Genomic DNA, 22,290 nt, shown 5'->3' with positions numbered 1-22,290 from the left:
GCTAAGCGCCGGTTCTTTCTACAAAGCGATTAACAGACGGGCGATTAAGCCAGTTTGTTGATCTGTGCAGTCAGGTTTGCTTTATGACGTGCAGCTTTGTTTTTGTGGATCAGACCTTTAGCAGCCTGACGGTCCACGAGTGGTTGCATTTCGTTGAATGCGTTCTGCGCAGCAGCTTTGTCGCCTGTTGCGATAGCCGCGTATACTTTCTTGATGAAAGTACGCATCATTGAACGGTTGCTTGCGTTATGCTTGCGACGTTTCTCAGATGTTACGGCGCGTTTCTTAGCTGATTTGATATTAGCCAAGGTCCAACTCCCAAATGTGATCTATATGGACAAATCAAAGGCCGAGGACTATGCCTTTTGCGCCTTCTTATGTCAATGGATTTGTGCAAATAAGCGTCGTTTTAGTAACAACACTCGATTACGTAATTGATGGCGCAGGATTCTACCAGCAACGCGTCGTTGAATACAGTATTTCGCAGCAAAAATCTTCAGATCCTTGCTAAGCGACTGGCCACATACGGATTAACCCGCTTCAGAAGCAGGAAAGGCACGTATACGGGTTAACCTCAACGCCATTCAAGGGTATAATCCGCCGATTTCCACCGGTTTGAGTCAGCCATGAAGTTTATCCGCGGTATTTATAATCTGAAAGAGCAGCATCGCGGCTGCGTCCTGACCATTGGTAATTTCGACGGCGTACATCGCGGCCACCAGGCTTTGATGGCGCAACTGATTGCCGAAGGACGACAACGCAATCTGCCGGTGGTGGTGATGCTGTTCGAGCCACAACCGCTTGAATTGTTCGCTGGCGATAAAGCCCCGGCGCGCCTCACGCGTTTACGTGAAAAACTGAAATACCTCGAACAAGCGGGCGTCGATGCAGTGCTCTGCGTGCGTTTCGATCGCCGCTTTGCTGCGCATTCAGCGCAGAGTTTTATCTCTGAGCTGTTGGTCGATAAGCTGAACGTTAAATTCCTCGCGGTCGGCGATGATTTCCGCTTTGGCGCTGGTCGCCAGGGGGATTTCCTGTTATTACAGAAAGCCGGTGCGGAGTATGGCTTTGAGGTCATCAGCACCCAGACTTTTTGTGATAGCGGCAAGCGTATCAGCAGCACAGGTGTTCGTCAGGCGCTAGCGCAGGATGATTTTGCGCAAGCTGAAGCGCTGCTGGGCCATCCATTCAGCATCTCAGGCCGCGTAGTGCACGGTGATGCACTTGGGCGCACCATCGGTTTTCCTACGGCTAACCTTCCTTTAAGGCGTACCGTTACGCCGGTGAAAGGCGTGTTCGCGGTTGAAGTTTTAGGCCTCGGCGAACAGCCGCTGCCGGGCGTGGCAAATATTGGTACACGTCCAACGGTGAAAGGTTTACGTCAGCAGCTTGAAGTTCATCTGCTTGACACACATATGAATCTTTATGGGCGTCACATTGAAGTGGTGCTGAAACAGAAGATTCGCGATGAACAGCGTTTCGCTTCGCTGGACGCGTTGAAAGAACAAATTGCGAAAGATGTGGTGACGGCCCGCCAATTCTTTGGGCTAAAAACACCGGTTTAATGACCGAAATACGGAATCGAGAATCTGATGAGTGACTATAAATCTACCCTGAATTTGCCGGAAACGGGGTTCCCGATGCGTGGCGATCTGGCCAAGCGTGAACCGGGAATGCTGCAACGTTGGTATGATGACAACCTGTACGGCATCATCCGCGAAGCCAAAAAAGGGAAAAAAACCTTTATTCTGCATGATGGCCCTCCTTATGCGAACGGCAGCATTCATATTGGTCACTCAGTTAACAAGATTCTGAAAGACATTATCGTTAAGTCGAAAGGCATGGCGGGCTATGACTCGCCGTACGTTCCTGGTTGGGACTGCCACGGCTTGCCGATTGAACACAAAGTTGAGCAGATGATCGGTAAGCCGGGCGAGAAAGTGAGCGCGGCTGAATTCCGTGCAGCTTGCCGTCAATATGCGGCTGAGCAGGTAGAAGGTCAGAAAAATGACTTCATCCGTCTCGGCGTATTAGGCGACTGGGATCGTCCTTACCTGACGATGAATTTCCAGACTGAAGCCAACATCATCCGCGCGCTGGGTAAAATCATCGGCAACGGGCATCTGCACAAAGGCGCCAAGCCGGTGCACTGGTGCATGGATTGCCGTTCTGCGTTGGCTGAAGCGGAAGTCGAGTACTACGACAAAACCTCACCGTCCATCGACGTGATGTTCAATGCCGTTGATGCTGACGCGGTACGCGCAAAGTTTGGTGTAACCCGCTCAGAAGGCCCGGTTTCGCTGGTTATCTGGACCACCACGCCGTGGACCATGCCGGCCAACCGCGGTATCTCGCTGCATCCGGAATTTGAATACCAGCTGCTGCAGATTGAAAGCCGCAGCCTGATCCTCGCTAAAGAGATGGTTGAAAGCGTGATGAAGCGCGCCGGCATCAGCGACTGGACAGTGCTGGGCGAATGCAACGGCGCGGCACTTGAGCTGCAACTGTTCCAGCATCCGTTCCTTGAGCAGATCCAATCCAAAGTAGTTCTGGGTGAACACGTAACCCTGGAAGCCGGTACCGGTGCGGTACACACTGCACCTGGTCACGGCCCGGATGACTATGTGATCGGTCAGAAATATGGCCTGGAAACCGCCAATCCGGTTGGTCCGGACGGCGCTTATCTGCCAGGCACGTATCCTACGCTGGATGGCGTGAACGTCTTTAAAGCCAACGACATGATCGTTGAGCTGCTGAAAGAGAAGGGCGCGTTGCTGCACGTTGAGAAACTGCTGCACAGCTATCCGCACTGCTGGCGTCACAAAACGCCGATCATCTTCCGCGCTACGCCGCAATGGTTCATCAGCATGGATCAGAAAGGCCTGCGTGCGCAGTCGCTGAAAGAGATTAAAGGCGTGCAGTGGATTCCGGATTGGGGCCAGGCGCGTATCGAAGCGATGGTGGCCAACCGTCCAGACTGGTGTATCTCACGTCAGCGTACGTGGGGCGTGCCGATGGCGCTGTTCGTGCATAAAGAGAGCGAGCAGCTGCACCCAGATACCCTGGAGCTGATGGAAAAAGTCGCCAAACGGGTTGAGCAGGACGGCATCCAGGCATGGTGGGATCTCGATCCACGCGATCTCATGGGCGACGACGCTGATCACTACATGAAAGTGCCAGATACCTTAGACGTCTGGTTTGACTCCGGATCGACCAGCTACTCGGTGGTGGATGCGCGTCCAGAGTTTGGTGGCCACACGCCAGATATGTATCTGGAAGGGTCGGATCAACATCGCGGCTGGTTCATGTCTTCCCTGATGATTTCCACGGCAATGAAAGGCAAAGCGCCTTATCGTCAGGTACTAACGCACGGCTTTACCGTTGACGGTCAGGGCCGCAAGATGTCGAAATCCATCGGCAACACCGTGGCACCGCAGGACGTCATGGATAAGCTGGGCGCGGACATTCTGCGTCTGTGGGTTGCCTCAACCGATTACTCTGGTGAGATGGCGGTATCCGACGAAATCCTCAAGCGTGCCGCGGATAGCTATCGTCGTATCCGTAACACCGCGCGTTTCCTGCTGGCTAACCTCGCTGGCTTCAATCCGGCGACCGACTGCGTGAAGCCGGAAGAAATGGTCGTGGTAGATCGCTGGGCGGTCGGCCGTGCGCTGGCAGCGCAGCAGGATATCGTGCAGTCCTACGAGAACTATGATTTCCATGAAGTGGTGCAGCGCCTGATGCACTTCTGCTCCATCGAAATGGGCTCGTTCTATCTCGATGTGATCAAAGATCGTCAGTACACCGCGAAAGGCGATAGCCTGGCGCGTCGCAGCTGCCAAACCGCGCTGTGGCACATTGTGGAAGCGCTGGTGCGCTGGATGGCACCCATCATGTCCTTCACCGCCGATGAAATCTGGGGTTATCTGCCGGGCGATCGCGTGAAATACGTGTTCACCGAAGAGTGGTATCAAGGCCTGTTTGGTTTAGCGGATAACGAAGCGCTGAACGACGCCTACTGGGATGACCTGCTGAAAGTGCGTGGCGAAGTGAACAAGGTTATTGAACAGGCACGTAGCGATAAACGCATCGGTGGTGCGCTGGAAGCCACGGTCACGCTGTACGCGGATGCCGAGCTGGCAGCCAAGCTGCAGGCGCTGGGCGATGAGCTGCGCTTTGTGCTGCTAACCTCAGGCGCAACCGTAGCGGATTACGCCACAGCCAGCGATGAAGCGCAGCAGAGCGAGTTGTTAAAAGGTCTGAAAATCGCGCTGCACAAAGCTGAAGGCGAGAAATGTCCGCGCTGCTGGCATTACACTACCGATGTAGGCCAGAATCCCGAGCACGCTGCAGTATGCGGTCGTTGCTATACCAACGTTGCCGGTAATGGCGAACAGCGGAAATTTGCCTGATGAGTAAAGCGCTTTGTTCAACCGGTTTGCGCTGGCTGTGGCTGGTGCTGGTGGTGATTGCCATCGATTTTGGTAGCAAGATGTGGGTCATCAACAACATGATGCTGCATGAAACGCAGCCACTTATGCCGTTCCTGAATCTGTTCTACGCGCACAACTACGGCGCGGCGTTTAGCTTCCTGGCGGATAAAGGCGGCTGGCAGCGCTGGTTCTTTGCCGGTATCGCCATTGCTATCGTGGTGGCGCTGCTGGTGATGATGTATCGCAACCGCGCCGCTAACAAGTTAACCAATATCGCCTACGCGCTGATTATCGGCGGGGCGTTAGGCAACCTGTTTGACCGTTCATATCACGGCTTTGTGGTCGATTTTATCGACTTCTATGTCGGTGACTGGCACTTCGCAACCTTTAATATCGCCGATTGCGCCATCTGCATCGGGGCGGCGCTGGTGGTGTTAGAAGGTTTTCTCAGCCCGAACGGCAAACCGGCTAAGGAATAAAAGATGACAGACTTAGTTCAGCGCGATAGCGCGTTGCTGGTGCATTTTACACTGAAGCTGGAAGATGGCTCGACAGCTGAATCCACGCGCGCCAACGGCAAACCTGCGCTGTTCCGTCTGGGTGATGGCAGCTTATCGGCCGCGCTGGAACAGCATCTCATCGGGCGTAAAGTGGGTGATAAGCACGCCTTTACTCTGGAACCGGAAGATGCGTTTGGCGGCACCAGTCCTGACCTGGTTCAGTACTTCTCGCGTCGTGACTTCAACGATGCGGGCGAACCGGAAGTGGGCGCCATCATGCTGTTCAGCGGCAGGGGCGGTAGCGAAATGCCGGGTGTGATCCGTGAAGTTTCTGGTGACTCGATCACCGTGGATTTTAACCATCCGCTGGCGGGTCAACGCATTCAGTTCGACATTGAAGTGCTGGAGATTGATCCGGTGCTGGAGGCCAACGATGCAAATCCTGTTAGCTAACCCACGCGGTTTCTGCGCAGGCGTTGATCGCGCCATCAGCATCGTTGAGCGCGCGCTGGAGATGTACGGCGCGCCCATCTACGTGCGTCACGAAGTAGTACATAACCGCTACGTGGTGAGCAGCCTGCGCGAGCGCGGTGCAATCTTCATTGAAGAGATCGCCGAAGTGCCGGACAACGCGATTCTGATCTTCTCCGCGCACGGTGTATCACAAGCAGTTCGCGCTGAAGCCAAAGCACGTAACCTTACCATGCTGTTTGATGCCACCTGTCCGCTGGTGACTAAAGTGCATATGGAAGTGGCGCGCGCCAGCCGTAAAGGTGTTGAAGCCATTCTTATTGGTCATGCGGGTCATCCTGAAGTGGAAGGGACCATGGGCCAATACAGCAATCCGAACGGCGGCATGTATTTGGTGGAATCTCCGGAAGACGTCTTCAAGCTGAATGTGAAAGATGAGAGCAACCTGTGCTTTATGACGCAGACCACGCTTTCCGTTGATGATACCTCGGACGTGATTGATGCCTTGCGTCAGCGCTTCCCGGCGATTATCGGCCCACGTAAAGATGACATCTGCTACGCCACTACCAATCGTCAGGAAGCGGTGCGCGTGCTGGCGCGTGATGCCGAAGTGGTGTTGGTGGTGGGTTCGAAAAACTCCTCTAACTCCAACCGGCTGGCGGAACTGGCGCAGCGTGCTGGCAAGCTGGCGAAGCTGATTGATTCAGCGGATGACATCCAGGAAGAGTGGGTTAAAGATAAGCAGGTCATCGGCGTTACCGCGGGGGCATCAGCGCCGGACATTCTGGTGCAGCAGGTGATTCAACGTTTGCGCGAGCTTGGTGGTGAAGCCGCCATTGAGCTGATTGGTCGCGAAGAGAACATCGTGTTTGAAGTACCGAAAGAACTGCGCGTCGACGTGCGCAACGTGCAGTAAGCGGTTCACGCCGCAGTAGAAATCAGGCCGACATTGTTCGGCCTTTTCTTTGTCTGTCGCCACGGAAAATCCCACTTCCAGCATGCGAGATTGCTTTTACTGATAATGTTCCGCGGCTGGCATAAAATTCTTATTATCCCTTTATTATTGTGGCGTGACGGTTATCGGACCGTTAACCTGTTTACGCTTTATATGCATAGATTTGTATCAGGAATGAATAATTATGAGTGAAATCCGCATTGCTATCGTTGGTGCGCCGGGTCGCATGGGACGCAATTTGATTCAGGCCGTTCAGCAGGCGGAAGGTGTCGCACTCGGTGCGGCATTGGCACGTAGCGGTTCATCGCTGCTGGGTGTAGATGCCGGTGAACTGGCGGGCATTGGTAAAACCGGCGTGATTGTCACCGACGATCTGCGACAAGTGGTCAACGACTTCGATGTGCTGATCGATTTCACCCGTCCGGAAGGCACGCTGGAGTATCTGACGTTTTGCCGCCAGCATAAAAAGGCGATGGTGATCGGTACCACCGGCTTTGATGAAGCCGGTAAAGCCGCGATTAGCGCGGCGGCAGAAGAGATTGGCATTGTGTTTGCCGCCAACTTCAGCGTCGGCGTTAATCTGGTGCTGAACCTGCTGCAGCAAGCGGCAAAAGTGATGGGCGACTACGCGGATATTGAAATCGTCGAAGCGCACCATCGTCATAAAGTTGATGCACCTTCAGGAACCGCGCTGGCGATGGGCGAAGCGATTGCCGATGCTATGAACTGGAATCTGGATGAGCACGCGGTCTATGCCCGTGTAGGCCATACCGGCGAGCGTAAAGCGCAAACCATCGGTTTTGCTACGGTGCGCGCGGGCGATATCGTCGGTGAGCATACTGCGATGTTTGCAGATATTGGCGAGCGCGTAGAGATTACCCACAAGGCTTCCAGCCGTATGACCTTCGCAAATGGCGCAGTTAAGGCGGCAAGCTGGCTTAAGAGTAAGAAATCTGGCCTTTATGATATGCGTGATGTGCTGGATTTATCGATGTTGTGAGTGTTGTGAACCATCGTGATGTGGTTATTTCAATCGGTAAGACCTTGATTGACGAGGGCAATGTGATCATTGCCCTTTATTTTATGTGAAAAAGGACATCTTGAGTCATTATCTCTATGAGTTTGTTGTTTTTGATTGTTTTAGCATAATTATCAGGCTTAAAAAGGTCATTTTTGACCATTTGGTCAAAAATTTATGCGAGTTAGCACCGCTTTGTAATCATTGCCGTCAGGCAACCGATTATTTTTCCGAGTTATCTCACTCTTTTATCGTCTTTCGCCATTTTTAACATTCAGGTGCCCGAAATATACAAAAAAATAACCTCATGGTGTAGACAAGGCGCAGGCCGATCATTAGAATGCGCGCAATTTGCCAAAATTCGAGTACTCAGGCGGGTTTTGCATTGATTCTGGCACTGCTTTTGAATTAATATGCAAATATTGTGACTGTTTATTCCCTGGAGGATGTTTTGATTAAGTCAGCGCTCTTGGTTCTGGAAGACGGAACCCAATTCCACGGTCGGGCCATCGGGGCTACGGGGTCGGCAGTGGGAGAAGTTGTTTTCAACACTTCAATGACCGGTTATCAAGAAATCCTCACTGATCCTTCCTATTCCCGCCAAATCGTTACCCTCACTTATCCCCATATCGGCAATGTTGGCGTTAACGCCGCTGATGAAGAATCCAGCCAAATTCATGCACAAGGCCTCGTTATTCGCGATCTGCCGCTGATTACCAGCAACTTCCGCAGTGAAGAAAGCCTGTCAGCTTATCTGCAGCGCAATAACATCGTCGGCATCGCCGATATCGATACGCGCAAACTGACCCGTTTGCTGCGTGAGAAAGGTGCACAGAGCGGCTGCATTATTGCGGGCGATAATCCGGATGCCGCACTGGCGCTGCAGAAAGCGCAGGCGTTCCCGGGCCTGAAAGGGATGGATCTGGCGAAAGAAGTCACCACCGCAGAAACTTACGCGTGGCAGCAGGGCAGCTGGACGCTGGAAGGCGACCTGCCGGAGCAAAAAAGCGCTGAAGCGCTGCCGTTCCATGTGGTGGCGTACGATTACGGCGCTAAGCGCAACATCCTGCGCATGCTGGTGGATCGCGGCTGCCGCCTGACGGTGGTACCGGCACAAACTTCGGCGGAAGACGTGTTGGCACTTAATCCAGACGGTATTTTCCTGTCGAACGGTCCTGGTGATCCTGAGCCGTGCGACTACGCCATTAAGGCCATTCAGGCGTTCCTGAAAACGGACATTCCCGTATTTGGTATCTGCCTCGGCCACCAGCTGTTAGCGCTGGCGAGCGGTGCCAAAACCGTCAAGATGAAACTCGGCCACCACGGCGGGAACCATCCGGTGAAAGATCTCGATAACAATACCGTGATGATTACCGCGCAGAACCACGGTTTTGCGGTTGATGACAGCCAGTTGCCAGCGAATCTGCGCGTGACGCATGTGTCGCTGTTCGACCAAACCGTGCAGGGTATTCACCGCACCGACAAACCGGCCTTCAGCTTCCAGGGACACCCGGAAGCGAGCCCAGGCCCGCACGACGCGGCGCCGCTGTTCGATCACTTTATCGAACTGATCGAAGCTTACCGTTCTAACGCGAAGTAATCAGGAGCCATTGATGCCAAAACGTACAGACATAAAATCCATCCTGATCCTTGGCGCTGGCCCGATCGTCATCGGCCAGGCATGCGAATTTGACTACTCCGGTGCGCAGGCGTGTAAAGCGCTGCGCGAAGAGGGTTACCGCGTCATTCTGGTGAACTCGAACCCGGCCACTATCATGACCGACCCGGAAATGGCCGATGCCACCTACATCGAGCCGATTCACTGGGAAGTGGTACGCAAAATTATCGAAAAAGAGCGCCCGGATGCAGTATTGCCAACCATGGGCGGCCAGACAGCGCTGAACTGTGCGCTGGAGCTGGAGCGTCAGGGCGTGCTGGCGGAGTTCGGCGTGACCATGATTGGTGCCACCGCCGATGCGATTGACAAAGCCGAAGATCGCCGCCGTTTTGACGTGGCGATGAAAAGCATTGGTCTCGGCACGGCGCGTTCCGGTATTGCGCACAATATGGAAGAAGCGCTGGCGGTGGCCGAAGACGTTGGCTTCCCGTGTATCATCCGTCCTTCCTTTACCATGGGCGGCACCGGCGGCGGTATCGCCTATAACCGCGAAGAGTTCGAAGAGATTTGCGAACGCGGTCTGGATCTGTCGCCAACCAATGAGCTGCTGATTGATGAGTCGCTGATTGGCTGGAAAGAGTACGAGATGGAAGTGGTGCGTGATAAAAACGACAACTGCATCATCGTCTGCTCAATCGAAAACTTCGATGCGATGGGCATTCACACCGGCGACTCCATCACCGTGGCACCAGCGCAAACCCTGACCGACAAAGAGTATCAAATCATGCGTAACGCCTCGCTGGCGGTACTGCGTGAAATCGGTGTAGAAACCGGCGGTTCTAACGTGCAGTTCTCGGTGAACCCGAAAGATGGCCGTATGATCGTCATCGAAATGAACCCGCGCGTGTCGCGCTCTTCGGCGCTGGCCTCGAAAGCTACCGGCTTCCCGATTGCAAAAGTGGCCGCAAAGCTGGCGGTAGGCTTTACCCTCGATGAGCTGATGAACGACATCACCGGCGGCTTAACGCCGGCATCATTCGAACCGTCAATCGACTACGTCGTGACCAAGATTCCTCGCTTTAACTTCGAGAAGTTTGCCGGTGCCAACGATCGTCTGACGACGCAGATGAAATCGGTGGGTGAAGTGATGGCGATTGGCCGTACTTTCCAGGAATCGATGCAGAAAGCGCTGCGTGGTCTCGAAGTCGGCGCCAACGGTTTTGACCCAAAAGTCAGCCTGGACGATCCCGAGGCCTTAACGCGCATCCGCCGTGAACTGAAAGATGCCGGTTCTGACCGTATCTGGTACATCGCCGATGCCTTCCGCGCCGGCATGTCAGTGGATGGCGTATTCAATCTCACCAACATCGACCGCTGGTTCCTGGTACAGATTGAAGAGCTGGTGCGTCTGGAAGAGCGAGTTGAGCGCGAAGGCGTGAACTCGCTCAGTGCCGAATTCCTGCGCGCGTTGAAGCGTAAAGGCTTTGCCGATGTGCGCCTGGCTGCGCTGGCGGGCGTTTCAGAAGGTGAAATCCGCAAGCTGCGTCAGCAATTTAACCTGCATCCGGTCTACAAGCGCGTTGATACCTGCGCCGCTGAATTCGCCACCGATACTGCGTATATGTACTCCACCTACGAGGAAGAGTGCGAAGCCAATCCAAACCAGGATCGTGAAAAAATCATGATTCTGGGCGGCGGTCCAAACCGTATCGGTCAGGGCATCGAGTTCGATTACTGCTGTGTGCATGCCGCGCTGGCACTGCGTGAAGACGGGTACGAAACCATCATGGTTAACTGTAACCCGGAAACCGTATCGACCGATTACGATACCTCAGACCGCCTGTACTTCGAACCCGTTACCCTCGAAGACGTGCTGGAAATCGTGCGCATTGAGCAGCCAAAAGGCGTGATCGTGCAGTACGGTGGCCAGACGCCGCTGAAACTGGCGCGCGCGCTCGAAGCGGCTGGCGTGCCGGTGATTGGCACCAGCCCGGATGCGATTGACCGTGCAGAAGACCGTGAGCGTTTCCAGCAGGCGGTTGATCGCCTGAGCCTGAAGCAACCAGCGAACGCCACCGTGGCTACGCTGGAGCAGGCGGTAGAAAAAGCGGCCGGCATCGGCTATCCGCTGGTGGTGCGTCCTTCTTATGTGCTGGGCGGCCGCGCGATGGAAATCGTTTACGATGAAATTGACCTGAAGCGCTACTTCCAAACTGCGGTTTCCGTCTCTAATGATGCGCCAGTACTGCTGGATCGCTTCCTCGACGATGCGGTTGAAGTGGATGTCGATGCGATTTGCGACGGCGAGCGCGTGCTGATTGGCGGCATTATGGAGCACATCGAGCAGGCGGGCGTGCACTCCGGTGACTCTGCGTGTTCACTGCCGGCCTACACGCTGAGCACGGAAATCCAGAACGTCATGCGTCAGCAGGTCGAGAAACTGGCCTTTGAGCTGAATGTACGCGGCTTGATGAACGTGCAGTTTGCGGTGAAGGACAACGAGGTTTACCTGATTGAGGTTAACCCGCGTGCCGCACGTACCGTACCGTTCGTGTCGAAAGCCACCGGCGTGGCGCTAGCCAAAGTGGCGGCGCGCGTAATGGCAGGCAAAACGCTGGCGGAGCAGGGCGTCACCAAAGAAGTGATTCCACCGTATTACTCGGTGAAAGAAGTGGTGCTGCCGTTCAACAAGTTCCCAGGCGTTGACCCGATTCTTGGCCCGGAAATGCGCTCTACCGGTGAAGTGATGGGCGTGGGTCGTACCTTCGCGGAAGCCTTTGCGAAAGCGATGCTAGGCGCGCAGAGCAACATGAAGAAAACCGGTCGTGCACTGTTGTCGGTGCGTGAAGGCGATAAGAAACGTATCGTCGACCTGGCGGCGAAGCTGCAGAAGTTTGGTTTCGAGCTGGATGCGACACACGGCACCGCAGTGGTGCTGGGCGAAGCGGGTATTAATCCTCGTCTGGTGAACAAGGTGCACGAAGGTCGTCCACACATTCAGGATCGTCTGAAGAATGGCGAATATGCCTATATCGTGAACACCACGGCGGGACGTCAGGCAATTGAAGACTCCAAGCTGATTCGTCGCAGCGCGCTGCAATATAAAGTGCATTACGACACCACGCTGAACGGCGGTTTTGCGACGGCGATGGCGCTTAATGCCGATCCGACTGAGCAAGTTATCTCAGTGCAGGAAATGCACGCACAAATTAAAGGCTAAGCAGACATTGCGGTATGAAAACGGCTCCTGTGTGGGCCGTTTTTTTTGCCTTTAGTGACCAGGCAAATATCGTTATCTGTAAAAATCATATTAATTTGACATAGTATTTATCAGTTGATGCGGAAACTGTTACATCCAGGAATATCCGCACAAAATTATAAATAACAACCCAGTAAGCGCACCGTACTATTTCGCTCGCTCATCAATAGAGCGCTCACCTTTACTGGGAATAAAAAATGAAAATGCGTGCTTTCACTCTCAGCGCTATTGCTGCATTACTCGCAGCGGCGCCACTTGCTAGCCAGGCGGAAATCACTCTGCTGAAGCAGGATCCACAGGCAGGCGATCCGCTTAGCCGTCTTGACTTCAAAGTGGGCGGCAGTATTCGTCCACAGTTCCAGCATCAGAACGGGGTTAACGACCAATCATACAAACGCAATGGTTATGATGGTGGTTCACGTTTCCGTTTTACCGCTAACTACTACCTGTTTGATGACGTGAGTTGGGTAGGTTATTACGAGCTGGGTGTTAATTTCCCTGCATGGTGGGGATGGGATAATCATCATGCTGATGGTGCTAACAATACCACGCGTCGCCAGCTCTATACCGGCTTCAAAAGCGCCTCTTTGGGTGAACTCTACTTTGGTCAGCAGAACAGCGTTTATTACGATGTAGTAGGCGCGAAAACCGATATCTGGGACTACGATATGCTGGCCCAGGCACCGGGCAACGGCATCAATGGTGACTACGACGGTTCTTATCGTTCACGCAAAATGCTGAAGTACAAAAACACCTTCGGTGATGCGGATGTGTACGCGGCATATCTGTTTGAAGATGATGATTTCCTGCCGGGAAATGGCCTGCGCTACAAGCGTAAAGGCGGTGGCTCGTTGGGTGTTAACTACCACATCACCAAAGATCTGGCATGGGGCACCGCGTGGAACTACACCCGTGCTGATATCCATAATCCAGGCAACGGCGACAGCAAGCGCTACGACCAGAATATCTACGGTACCGCACTGAGCTGGACGCCGGATAACTGGACGCTGTCAGCCGGCGCCGGTTGGTATGAGAACTTCTCGCCTACCAAACGCAATACCGTCAACAACTACTTCGCCGATGACGCGTGGGGCGTTGAATACTTCGCAGGTTACAAATTCCCGATTGGTCAGTACGCGGTGAAATCCATCCAGCCTTACTTCATGGGTGACCGTCTGGAGTTCGTCAACGGACGTGATTACAAACGTATCGACAATGGGGTTGGCGTGAGCGCACAGCTCGACTATGGCTTCCGTGTTGATTACGAATATGTCATCACATCTAGCACCGATAAATCACTGGGTAACGTAAACCTCGTGCGTCTGCGCTACGATTTCTAACCTGTCTTAACGGCTCCCGCGGGAGCCGTTTTCTTTTATCGCACAGAGTGCGCTTTTCTTTACACTGCGCTACCCACGATCTGCCGTGATGCGCTGAGTTGTGCCGTCTCACCAGCAATTTCTGGCGCCTCTCCCCGCTATTGCTGGAAAAGTCGGTGCAAAACTCTGTCCAATAACAAAAGTGCGGTGGCATCGGAGCTTTACGCAAATAGCGGGGGCGGCCTATCGACGAAAGTTTCGCCTTTACGTATGATGGCGCCAATTTTTTCCTGTAGGTCTTTTAACATGATTAGTCTGATCGCGGCGCTGGCTGCGGATCGCATTATCGGTATGGAAAACGCCATGCCTTGGAACCTGCCTGCTGATCTGGCGTGGTTTAAGCGTAATACCTTGAATAAGCCGGTGATTATGGGCCGTCTGACCTTTGAATCTATCGGTCGTCCGCTGCCTGGGCGTCTGAACATTGTGGTCAGCAGCCAGCCAGGCAACCATGAAGGCGTTACCTGGGTAACGTCGCTGGAAGAAGCAGTGAAAGCCGCAGGTGATGTTGACGAGATGATGGTGATTGGCGGTGGACGCGTTTACGAGCAGATGCTGGCGCGCGCAGATCGTCTGTATCTGACGCATATCGACGCGGAAGTGGAAGGGGATACGCAGTTCCCGGATTACGAGCCGGATGAGTGGCAATCTACCTTCAGCGAATTCCACGATGCCGATGAGCAGAACTCACACAGCTACTGCTTCGAGATTCTGGATCGCCGTTGATTACATTTGTTATTCGTAGGGTCGCCATGCATGGCGACCTTTTTTATTTATGGCGTATCGCTTAACGGTGGGTGTGCGCTGACCGCACTTTCCGCCATCGCCTGCTCGCGATTGGAGGCTTGCACGTAATAGTGTTTGCTTTCCCAATGCAGCAGCGTCAGTGTTCCGCCCCAGCAGCAACCGGTATCCAGACCAATAACGTGTTCCGGTGTACCTTTCCCCTCCAGTGACGCCCAATGACCAAAAATCTGCGTGTAGTCGCTGTCGATCTTGCTCGGCACCATAAACCACGGCTTCAGCGGCGGTGGTGCAGATTCCGGGGATTCCTTGCAAATCATATCCAGCTGGCCATTTGGGAAGCAGAAGCGCATGCGCGTCAGCGCATTGGTGCTAAACCGCAGGCGTGCTAGCCCGCTAAGCTCCGGCGTCCAGTTATTAGGCATGTCGCCGTACATGGCGTCGAGAAACAGCGGATAGCTGTCGCTGGAAAGCACTGCTTCTACTTCGCGCGCGCACATTTGCGCCGTGTCCAGATCCCACTGCGGCGTAATGCCGGCATGAGCCATCAACAGTTTCTTCTCTTCATCCACCTGCAATAGCGGCTGACGGCGTAACCAGTTGATCAGTTCATCGGCATCATCGGCTTCCAGCAGCGGCGTCAGGCGATCCTTCGGCTTATTACGGCTGATTCCCGCATACACAGCGAGCAGATGCAGATCGTGATTGCCCAGCACTAAGCGTACGCAATCTCCCAGCGATTTCACGTAGCGCAGCACCTCAAGCGAGCCGGGGCCGCGCGCCACCAGATCGCCGGTAAGCCATAGAGTGTCGTGCTGCGGATCGAAATCTACCTGCGCCAATAGCGCACGAAGCTCGTCATAACAGCCATGAATATCGCCAATCAGGTATGTACTCATTGTCAGTCCGATGAAAACGCGCCGCCCGGACTGGCCGGGCGGGGGAGGATTAATGAATGTGGGTTTGCACCGCAAGTCGGAACACCGGGATCTCGACGTGGAACTCTTCTCCCGCGTCATCGATCATCACATAGTGGCCCTGCATGGTGCCCATCGGCGTTTCCAGAACTGCGCCGCTGGTATACTGATATTCGCCGCCGGCAGCAATGTGCGGCTGTTCGCCGACCACGCCTTCACCTTGCACTTCAGTCTCGCGACCGTTGCCATTAGTGATGAGCCAATAGCGGCTGCGCAGCTGTACGCTGCTGCGCCCTAAATTGCGGATGGTGATGGTGTAGGCAAACACGTAGCGATCCTCGTCGGGCAAGGATTGCGACTCCACATACTGACTATGTACATGGACACAGACGCGGGCCAATTCACTCATGCACTCAATTCTCCGGAGTTTCTGCCTGATGATTGCTCAACCAGTTTGCCAGTTGGCAATATTGCGCCACAGAAACGTTTTCTGCACGCAGCGAGGCATCGATGTCCAATTGATCCAGCGCACCAGCCGCAAACATATGAGCGAGGCTGTTGCGCAGCGTTTTACGGCGTTTACCAAAGGCTTCAGTGGTAATGCGGCTCAGCAGACGAATATCGCTGACCGGATACTGCGGCTGCATATAAGGCACTAAACGCACCACGGCCGAATCCACTTTCGGTGCCGGCGTGAATGACTCTGGCGGCACTTCAAGCACAGGAATGACCTGGCAGTAATACTGCGCCATCACACTTAAACGGCCATAAGCTTTGCTGCCCGGTCCGGCGACTAAGCGATTCACCACTTCTTTCTGCAACATAAAGTGCATGTCTTTAATCGAACCAGTATAGCTGAAAAGGTGGAACATCAGCGGCGTCGAGATGTTGTACGGCAGGTTGCCGAACACGCGTAGCGGCTGACCTTTCTCCTGCGCCAGCGCGGAGAAATCAAAGGTCATGGCATCCTGCTGGAAAATGGTCAGCTTGGGACCGAGGAACGGATGCGTTTGCAGACGCGCGGCAAGGTCGCGGTCCAGTTCGACAACGGTCAGCTCATCCAGACGCTCGCCTACCGGCTCGGTTAACGCACCAAGGCCGGGGCCAATTTCCACCACCGCTTCACCTTTTTGTGGGTGAATGGCGGAGACAATGCTGTCGATAATGTACTGATCGTTCAGGAAGTTTTGCCCGAAACGTTTACGGGCATAATGCCCCTGATGGACGCGATTATTCATTACTGCTCTTGATCATAGTGATGGCGAGATTAAGCGCCGTGATAAAGCTGCCCGGATCTGCCTGGCCAAGGCCGGCTAATTCAAGCGCGGTGCCGTGATCGACAGAAGTCCGGATAAAGGGCAGGCCAAGGGTGATATTCACCGCACGACCAAACCCCTGAAATTTTAGCACCGGTAAGCCCTGGTCGTGATACATCGCCAGCACTGCGTCGGCATGTTGCAGATATTTCGGCTGGAACAACGTATCCGCGGGCAGTGGTCCGGTGAGTTGGATGCCTTGCTGACGCAGCTCGTTGAGTGCCGGAATAATGGTATCAATCTCTTCGCGGCCCATATGGCCGCTTTCGCCTGCATGCGGATTAAGGCCACAGACGAAGATATGGGGATTTGGCAAACCAAACTTTTGCTGCAGATCGCGATGCAAAATGGCGATCACTTCATGCAGACTTTCGCGGGTAATCGCAGCGGAAACCTCTTTCAGCGGCAGATGGGTGGTGGCCAGCGCAACGCGCAGCTCTTCCGTTGCCAGCATCATCACCACCAAATCGCCGCCAGCGCGATCGGCAAAGAACTCGGTATGGCCGGTAAATGGAATGCCGGCATCATTGATAACGCCTTTATGCACGGGGCCGGTAATCAACGCGGCGAACTCACCGTTGAGGCAGCCGTCACAGGCGCGTGCCAGCGTTGCCAGCACATAGTGACTGTTCGCGACACAGAGTTCGCCAGCCGTGACCGGCTGAGCAATATCTACTTGCAGCAGCGTTAGGGTGCCCGCCTGCTGCGGTTGTGCTGCGACGCCAGGCTGATAATCGCGTAGCGTCAGCGGTAAACCCAGTAAAGCAGCGCGACGGCGCAGAAGCTCGCCGTCGCCGCAGACTACCAACTCAACTGGCCAGTTTTGCTGCGCCAGTTGAACGGTGAGGTCGGGACCAATCCCGGCAGGTTCGCCGGGGGTGATCGCTACACGATAATTACTGACCATTGTTATCCAGGATCTTCACGTAAGCACCGGCGCGTTGTTCCTGCATCCAGGTTTGCGCTTCTTCCGCAAATTTACGGTTGAACAGCATACGATACGCGCGCTCTTTTTGCGCTGCGTCGGTCTTATCAACCTGACGCGTATCCAGCAGCTGAATCAAGTGCCAGCCAAATGAGGAGTGAACCGGTTGGCTAACCTGGCCTTTCTGCAGTTTCAGCAATGCATCACGGAACGCCGGATCGTAAATTTCCGGGGATGCCCAGCCGAGATCGCCGCCCTGGTTTGCTGAGCCCGGATCGTCAGAGAACTGTTTAGCCGCAGCGGCGAAGGTAGTTTTGCCACTTTTAATATCAGCTGCGATCTGTTCGATCTTGGCTTGTGCCTGCGCATCAGTCAGGATCGGTGACGGCTTCAGCAGAATGTGGCGCGCGTGGACTTCGGTCACGGAGATGTTTTTGCTTTCGCCACGCAGATCGTTCACTTTCAGGATGTGGAAGCCCACGCCTGAACGAATTGGACCGACAATATCGCCTTTCTTCGCCGTGCTCAGCGCCTGCGAGAACAGCGTTGGCAGCTCTTCAATCTTGCCCCAACCCATGTTGCCGCCTTTCAGCGCCTGCGGATCGGCAGAGTAGGTCACTGCCAGTTTGCCAAAGTCGGCGCCGCCTTTCAGTTGACCGACCAGCTGGCGAGCCAGCGTTTCCTGATCGTCAACCTGCTGTTGCGTTGGATTTTCTGGCAGCGGCAACAGAATCTGGCTGATATTCAGTTCGGTACCCTGCGTGTTCTGTGCGCCAACCTGAGCGGCCAGCGTGTCGACTTCCTGCGGCAGGATAGTGACGCGGCGACGCACTTCGTTATTACGCACTTCAGCGATCGTCATCTCTTTGCGAATCTGCGCACGGTACACGTTATAGTCCATGCCATCGTACGCCAGACGGCTGCGCAGCTGATCGAGACTCATGCGGTTCTGCGCGGCGATGTTCTGAATAGCCTCATCCAGTTGCTGATCGGTAATCTGAACGCCCGCTCTTTCACCCATCTGCAGAATGATGGCATCCATGACCTGGCGTTCCAGGATTTGATGACGCAATGTTTTGTCATCAGGGAGCTGCTGTTTTGCCTGCTGCGCCTGTGATTTCACGGTGCGCATCATATCATCAACGTCACTTTCCAGTACCACGCCGTTATTCACGACAGCGGCAACTTTATCAACCACTTGTGGGGCTGCGAACGCAGTGTTGGCGGTAATCGCCACACCAAGAATCAGCATTCTCCAGTTCTTCATACTTTATCCATTGTTGTTTCCGCACTGCGGGATAGCCTGTCAAATATCACAACATCAGAAAGCGCGCTGGTAAGGGATGATGCCCTGACGCAGCATTTCATTGGTGCCTAAGCCATAGTTGGAACTCAGACCACGCAGCTCAATGTTGAATGAGATTTGGTTGTCATACTTACTGTCGTTGTTTTCCCAACCGTTGATCTTGCGTTCGTAACCCAGACGGATGGCGTAGCAGCACGAGCTGTACTGCAGGCCGACCAGCTGCTCAGCCGGACGACTGTTGCGGGTATCGTAGTAATAACCGCCAACCAGTGACCAGGCATCGGCAATTGGCCAGCTGGCGGTGGCACCCACCTGCGAAATCCCGTTTTTGTAAATCGGATCCGTCACCAGGTTTGAGTTATTCAACGCCTGCGCTACGTATTCCGGGCTGCTGTAGCGGTAGCTCAGCTGTACCATGCGATCGGCATCCTGACGATACTCAACCACGGCGTTGCCCTGCGCCACGTTATCGAGGCGCGTGTCATATTGCAGTCCACCACGCGCGCCCCAGCGATCGCTGATTTTCCAGTAAGTGTCGCCGGCCCAGACCAGGCTGCCGGTGTCATCTTCTTTGTTCGTCTGGTTTACGCCGGTACGAGACGGGGTAAACGAGTAGATTTGACCCACAGAAACGTTAAAACGTTCAACCAGATCGTTATCATAAATACGCGTGGTAACACCAGAAGCCACTTCGTTAGCGGAAGCGATGCGATCCAGGCCGCTGTAGGTACGATCGCGGAACAAACCGGTGTAATCAGTTTGCAGTAGGGTTGAGTCGTAAGGGTAGATATTGCTCTGGTTACGATAAGGAACGTAAAGGTACTGCACACGCGGTTCCAGCGTCTGCGTATAGCCAGGTTCCCAATCCATATCGCGGTCAAATACTAAGCGACCATCGACTTTGAACTGCGGCAGAGTACGGTTAACCGAATCATCCAAACGACCGCTTGAACCGCCGACGTTCGCAATTTCGCCGTTGTTATAGGCGTTGATATTTTCTTGTTGGTAATGGGTTGCTAGGAATTTCGCTTCGGTATCCAGGCTTGCCCAGCCGTTTGACAGTGGCAGATCCAGCGTAGGTTCGAAGTGCAAACGCGTCGCTTCAGGCATGCGGCTGTTTACGTTGGTAAATTTCACCGCTTGCGCATAGACGTGGCCATCAAACGGTCCCATATCGTTCTGATAGAAATTCAGATCGAGCTGAGGCTGAGCGCGATAGACATTGCTGTTGCTGGTGTTACCAAAGACCTGGAAGTCTTTACTCGACAGGGTGGCATCCCAGTTGGTGTCCGCATAGCCAAAACTGAACTTCTGCGTGGCGTAACCGTCGGTGGAGCTGTAGTACTTCGAGTCGAGATCGTTGAAGTAATACGGATCGCTCACTTTGGTGTAGTCAGCATTGAAACGCCAGTGCTGATCGTAAACGCCTGCATGACGCCAGAAGAATAACCAGCGATCGGAGCTGTCATTCTGTGCGATTCCGCGCACGGCTTTGTCGTTATCGTACTGCTTATCTGACTGAAGATAATCCAGCTCCATCAGACCCGCACCAAACACCGTCAGATAGCGGAATTCGTTCTGCAATTGCAGACCGCGTTTTTCCATATAATGCGGCGTAATGGTGGCATCGGCCTGTGGCGCGATATTCCAGTAATACGGCAGCATGAATTCGAAGCCGTTATTGCTACCGTACTTCGCATTCGGGATCAGGAAGCCAGAACGACGACGATCGCCAATCGGCAACTGCAAATAGGGGCTGTAAAACACCGGCACATTGCCGAGTTTAAAGCGGGCGTTCCAGATCTCCGCGACTTCTTCTTCGCGGTCCTGAATCACTTCGGAACCCACCACGCTCCAGCTATTGGAACCCGGCAAGCAGGAGGTAAAGCTGCCGTTTTCCAGAATGGTATAGCGATTATTACCGCGCAGTTTCATCTGATCGGCATCGCCGCGGCCCTGGCGGCCAACCATCTGATAATCACCGTTCCACACATTGGTGTCTTTGGTGTTCAGATTTGACCAAGCTTTCGGACCTTTGAGGATGACCTGATTGTCGTCATAGTGCACATTACCCAGCGCATCCACGGTGCGAACCGGCGTGGTTTGGCCATCCTGCGGACGTTGATGCAGCTGCACCTCGTCGGAACGCAGGCGGCTATTGCCCTGTTGCACATCGACGTTGCCAGTGAACACCGCGTCATTCGGATAATTGCCTTTGGCTGAATCAGAATTGATGGTGACCGGCAGCGAATTGGTATCGCCATTAACCAGCGGGCGGTTGTAGCTCGGCACGCCCAGCATGCACTGCGACATCAGATCGTCGGCAAGTGATGACTGGCTATAAAGCGCTGCACCAATCATGGTAGCCAGCAGGGTAGGTATACGTTTTTTCATACGCGGTTTCGATAATTCCATGAAAACTGGCATCATGCCGACAATCCGGTCAGAGACTAACTTACTGCCCGGCGTTGCGCCAGTGTTAATCCTTGTCTGTCCGCGTTGCCGTTAGGCGCTGAGATAAATGACAGGTATGATAATGCAATTTTCAGCCGCAAGCATGGCGAATTGAGGAGTTTATGCGCTACTGGGGAAAAGTAATCGGTCTGGCTATCGGGATATTTTCCGGTGCAGGCTTTTGGGGCATTGTACTGGGTCTGATCATTGGTCACATGTTTGACAAAGTACGCAGCGTGAAGGGACAGGGTTATTTTGCCAATAACCAGGCGCGTCAGACGCTGTTTTTCAGTACCACTTTCCAGGTGATGGGCCATTTGACCAAGTCAAAAGGGCGCGTGACCGAAGCAGATATCCAGATTGCTTCCTTATTTATGGATCGTATGCAGCTGCACGGTGATGCACGTACCGCCGCACAGCGGGCTTTTCGTGAAGGCAAACAGAGCGACTATCCATTGCGTAGTAAACTACGCGAGCTGCGCAGCGCCTGCTTTGGTCGTTTCGATCTGATTCGGATGTTTCTGGAAATCCAGATTCAGGCGGCGTTCGCCGATGGTTCACTGCATCCCAACGAGCGGCAGGTGCTGTATGTCATCGCCGAAGAGTTGGGCATTTCACGAGCACAGTTTGATCAGTTCCTGCGTATGATGGAAGGCGGCCAGCAGTTTGGTGGCGGCGGTTCTTACTCCGGCGGGGCCTATCAACAGTCGCAACGTGGGCCTACGTTAGAAGATGCCTGCAGCGTGCTGGGCGTGAAAAGCAGCGATGATGGCACCACCATCAAGCGCGCGTACCGCAAGCTGATGAGCGAGCATCATCCCGACAAGCTGGTGGCGAAAGGCTTGCCGCCGGAAATGATGGAGATGGCGAAACAGAAAGCCCAGGAAATTCAGGCGGCTTACGATTTGATTCGTAAGGAGAAGGGGTTTAAGTAAGGTTGTTTTTCCCTCACCCCGGCCCTCTCCCGCAAGCGGTAGAGGGGGCTGATCGAGCAA

General features: G+C 54.1%; 18 protein-coding genes. 11 read left to right on the top strand and 7 right to left on the bottom strand.

What is annotated here, in order from left to right; all coding sequences use genetic code 11:
* Positions 1-44: 44 nt before the first annotated feature.
* Positions 45-308, bottom strand: coding sequence for a 30S ribosomal protein S20 (rpsT, locus tag AAGR08_RS15615; protein ID WP_036619798.1), 264 nt, complete (start codon positions 306-308; stop codon positions 45-47).
* Between the two features lie 318 nt (positions 309-626).
* Between rpsT and ribF the strand changes: the two genes are divergently transcribed.
* From ribF to folA, 10 genes are all read left to right on the top strand, one after another.
* A complete protein-coding gene (ribF, locus tag AAGR08_RS15610) occupies positions 627-1,565 on the top strand; it encodes a bifunctional riboflavin kinase/FAD synthetase (protein ID WP_097094975.1) in 939 nt (312 codons plus the stop codon).
* 27 nt (positions 1,566-1,592) lie between these two features.
* Positions 1,593-4,412: an isoleucine--tRNA ligase gene (ileS, locus tag AAGR08_RS15605; protein WP_345827290.1), complete on the top strand. Its 2,820-nt coding sequence runs from the start codon at positions 1,593-1,595 to the stop codon at positions 4,410-4,412.
* Positions 4,412-4,912: a signal peptidase II gene (gene lspA, locus AAGR08_RS15600; protein ID WP_097094973.1), complete on the top strand. Its 501-nt coding sequence runs from the start codon at positions 4,412-4,414 to the stop codon at positions 4,910-4,912. The genes ileS and lspA overlap by 1 nt, the downstream gene beginning before the upstream one ends.
* Before the next feature lie 3 nt (positions 4,913-4,915).
* Positions 4,916-5,386 (top strand): FKBP-type peptidyl-prolyl cis-trans isomerase, encoded by a 471-nt coding sequence (gene fkpB, locus AAGR08_RS15595; protein ID WP_097094972.1) that lies wholly within the window; start codon positions 4,916-4,918, stop codon positions 5,384-5,386.
* Entirely contained in the window at positions 5,367-6,320 is a 954-nt protein-coding gene (gene ispH, locus AAGR08_RS15590) for a 4-hydroxy-3-methylbut-2-enyl diphosphate reductase (RefSeq protein ID WP_064737614.1), read from the top strand. The genes fkpB and ispH overlap by 20 nt, the downstream gene beginning before the upstream one ends.
* Positions 6,321-6,543: 223 nt before the next feature.
* Positions 6,544-7,359: a 4-hydroxy-tetrahydrodipicolinate reductase gene (gene dapB, locus AAGR08_RS15585; RefSeq protein ID WP_345827289.1), complete on the top strand. Its 816-nt coding sequence runs from the start codon at positions 6,544-6,546 to the stop codon at positions 7,357-7,359.
* A gap of 469 nt (positions 7,360-7,828) precedes the next feature.
* Entirely contained in the window at positions 7,829-8,977 is a 1,149-nt protein-coding gene (carA, locus tag AAGR08_RS15580) for a glutamine-hydrolyzing carbamoyl-phosphate synthase small subunit (protein ID WP_097094970.1), read from the top strand.
* A 13-nt stretch (positions 8,978-8,990) separates the two neighbouring features.
* Positions 8,991-12,215 (top strand): carbamoyl-phosphate synthase large subunit, encoded by a 3,225-nt coding sequence (gene carB / locus AAGR08_RS15575; RefSeq protein ID WP_345827288.1) that lies wholly within the window; start codon positions 8,991-8,993, stop codon positions 12,213-12,215.
* Positions 12,216-12,451: 236 nt separating this feature from the next.
* Positions 12,452-13,594, top strand: a complete 1,143-nt coding sequence (locus AAGR08_RS15570) for an autotransporter domain-containing protein (protein ID WP_097094968.1) — start codon at positions 12,452-12,454, stop codon at positions 13,592-13,594.
* A 285-nt stretch (positions 13,595-13,879) separates the two neighbouring features.
* A complete protein-coding gene (gene folA, locus AAGR08_RS15565) occupies positions 13,880-14,359 on the top strand; it encodes a type 3 dihydrofolate reductase (protein ID WP_097094967.1) in 480 nt (159 codons plus the stop codon).
* Positions 14,360-14,406: 47 nt separating this feature from the next.
* Here folA and apaH read toward each other — a convergent pair whose 3' ends face one another.
* From apaH to lptD, 6 genes are read right to left on the bottom strand one after another with little or no spacing between them, the layout of a single operon-like run.
* Positions 14,407-15,276, bottom strand: coding sequence for a bis(5'-nucleosyl)-tetraphosphatase (symmetrical) ApaH (gene apaH, locus AAGR08_RS15560; RefSeq protein ID WP_345827287.1), 870 nt, complete (start codon positions 15,274-15,276; stop codon positions 14,407-14,409).
* Between the two features lie 49 nt (positions 15,277-15,325).
* Complete coding sequence (apaG, locus tag AAGR08_RS15555; RefSeq protein ID WP_097094965.1) at positions 15,326-15,703, bottom strand: Co2+/Mg2+ efflux protein ApaG; 378 nt, start codon at positions 15,701-15,703, stop codon at positions 15,326-15,328.
* A 4-nt stretch (positions 15,704-15,707) separates the two neighbouring features.
* A complete protein-coding gene (rsmA, locus tag AAGR08_RS15550; protein WP_097094964.1) occupies positions 15,708-16,532 on the bottom strand; it encodes a 16S rRNA (adenine(1518)-N(6)/adenine(1519)-N(6))-dimethyltransferase RsmA in 825 nt (274 codons plus the stop codon).
* Positions 16,525-17,517 carry a 4-hydroxythreonine-4-phosphate dehydrogenase PdxA gene (pdxA, locus tag AAGR08_RS15545; RefSeq protein WP_345827286.1) on the bottom strand — a complete coding sequence of 331 codons (993 nt, stop codon included), beginning with the start codon at positions 17,515-17,517 and terminating at the stop codon, positions 16,525-16,527. The genes rsmA and pdxA overlap by 8 nt, the downstream gene beginning before the upstream one ends.
* Positions 17,507-18,802: a peptidylprolyl isomerase SurA gene (gene surA / locus AAGR08_RS15540; protein WP_097094962.1), complete on the bottom strand. Its 1,296-nt coding sequence runs from the start codon at positions 18,800-18,802 to the stop codon at positions 17,507-17,509. The genes pdxA and surA overlap by 11 nt, the downstream gene beginning before the upstream one ends.
* A gap of 54 nt (positions 18,803-18,856) precedes the next feature.
* Positions 18,857-21,235 carry an LPS assembly protein LptD gene (lptD, locus tag AAGR08_RS15535; RefSeq protein ID WP_345827285.1) on the bottom strand — a complete coding sequence of 793 codons (2,379 nt, stop codon included), beginning with the start codon at positions 21,233-21,235 and terminating at the stop codon, positions 18,857-18,859.
* Between the two features lie 182 nt (positions 21,236-21,417).
* Here lptD and djlA point away from each other — a divergent pair, with 182 nt between their 5' ends.
* Entirely contained in the window at positions 21,418-22,230 is an 813-nt protein-coding gene (djlA, locus tag AAGR08_RS15530; RefSeq protein ID WP_097094961.1) for a co-chaperone DjlA, read from the top strand.
* Positions 22,231-22,290 lie beyond the last annotated feature (60 nt).

It is taken from the genome of Pantoea sp. BRR-3P (genome assembly GCF_039621635.1).
Taxonomy (GTDB): Bacteria; Pseudomonadota; Gammaproteobacteria; order Enterobacterales; family Enterobacteriaceae; genus Pantoea; species Pantoea floridensis.
This window is presented reverse-complemented; position numbering and strand designations above follow the sequence as displayed.

Excerpts from the sequence above, each read along its gene's own strand:
- lptD (WP_345827285.1), bottom strand. The coding sequence starts at position 21,235 with ATGAAAAAACGTATACCTACCCTGCTGGCTACCATGATTGGTGCAGCG.
- ispH (WP_064737614.1), top strand. The coding sequence starts at position 5,367 with ATGCAAATCCTGTTAGCTAACCCACGCGGTTTCTGCGCAGGCGTTGAT.
- ileS (WP_345827290.1), top strand. The coding sequence starts at position 1,593 with ATGAGTGACTATAAATCTACCCTGAATTTGCCGGAAACGGGGTTCCCG.
- folA (WP_097094967.1), top strand. The coding sequence starts at position 13,880 with ATGATTAGTCTGATCGCGGCGCTGGCTGCGGATCGCATTATCGGTATG.
- djlA (WP_097094961.1), top strand. The coding sequence starts at position 21,418 with ATGCGCTACTGGGGAAAAGTAATCGGTCTGGCTATCGGGATATTTTCC.
- carB (WP_345827288.1), top strand. The coding sequence starts at position 8,991 with ATGCCAAAACGTACAGACATAAAATCCATCCTGATCCTTGGCGCTGGC.
- surA (WP_097094962.1), bottom strand. The coding sequence starts at position 18,802 with ATGAAGAACTGGAGAATGCTGATTCTTGGTGTGGCGATTACCGCCAAC.
- AAGR08_RS15570 (WP_097094968.1), top strand. The coding sequence starts at position 12,452 with ATGAAAATGCGTGCTTTCACTCTCAGCGCTATTGCTGCATTACTCGCA.
- ribF (WP_097094975.1), top strand. The coding sequence starts at position 627 with ATGAAGTTTATCCGCGGTATTTATAATCTGAAAGAGCAGCATCGCGGC.
- rsmA (WP_097094964.1), bottom strand. The coding sequence starts at position 16,532 with ATGAATAATCGCGTCCATCAGGGGCATTATGCCCGTAAACGTTTCGGG.
- apaH (WP_345827287.1), bottom strand. The coding sequence starts at position 15,276 with ATGAGTACATACCTGATTGGCGATATTCATGGCTGTTATGACGAGCTT.
- fkpB (WP_097094972.1), top strand. The coding sequence starts at position 4,916 with ATGACAGACTTAGTTCAGCGCGATAGCGCGTTGCTGGTGCATTTTACA.
- dapB (WP_345827289.1), top strand. The coding sequence starts at position 6,544 with ATGAGTGAAATCCGCATTGCTATCGTTGGTGCGCCGGGTCGCATGGGA.
- pdxA (WP_345827286.1), bottom strand. The coding sequence starts at position 17,517 with ATGGTCAGTAATTATCGTGTAGCGATCACCCCCGGCGAACCTGCCGGG.
- apaG (WP_097094965.1), bottom strand. The coding sequence starts at position 15,703 with ATGAGTGAATTGGCCCGCGTCTGTGTCCATGTACATAGTCAGTATGTG.
- lspA (WP_097094973.1), top strand. The coding sequence starts at position 4,412 with ATGAGTAAAGCGCTTTGTTCAACCGGTTTGCGCTGGCTGTGGCTGGTG.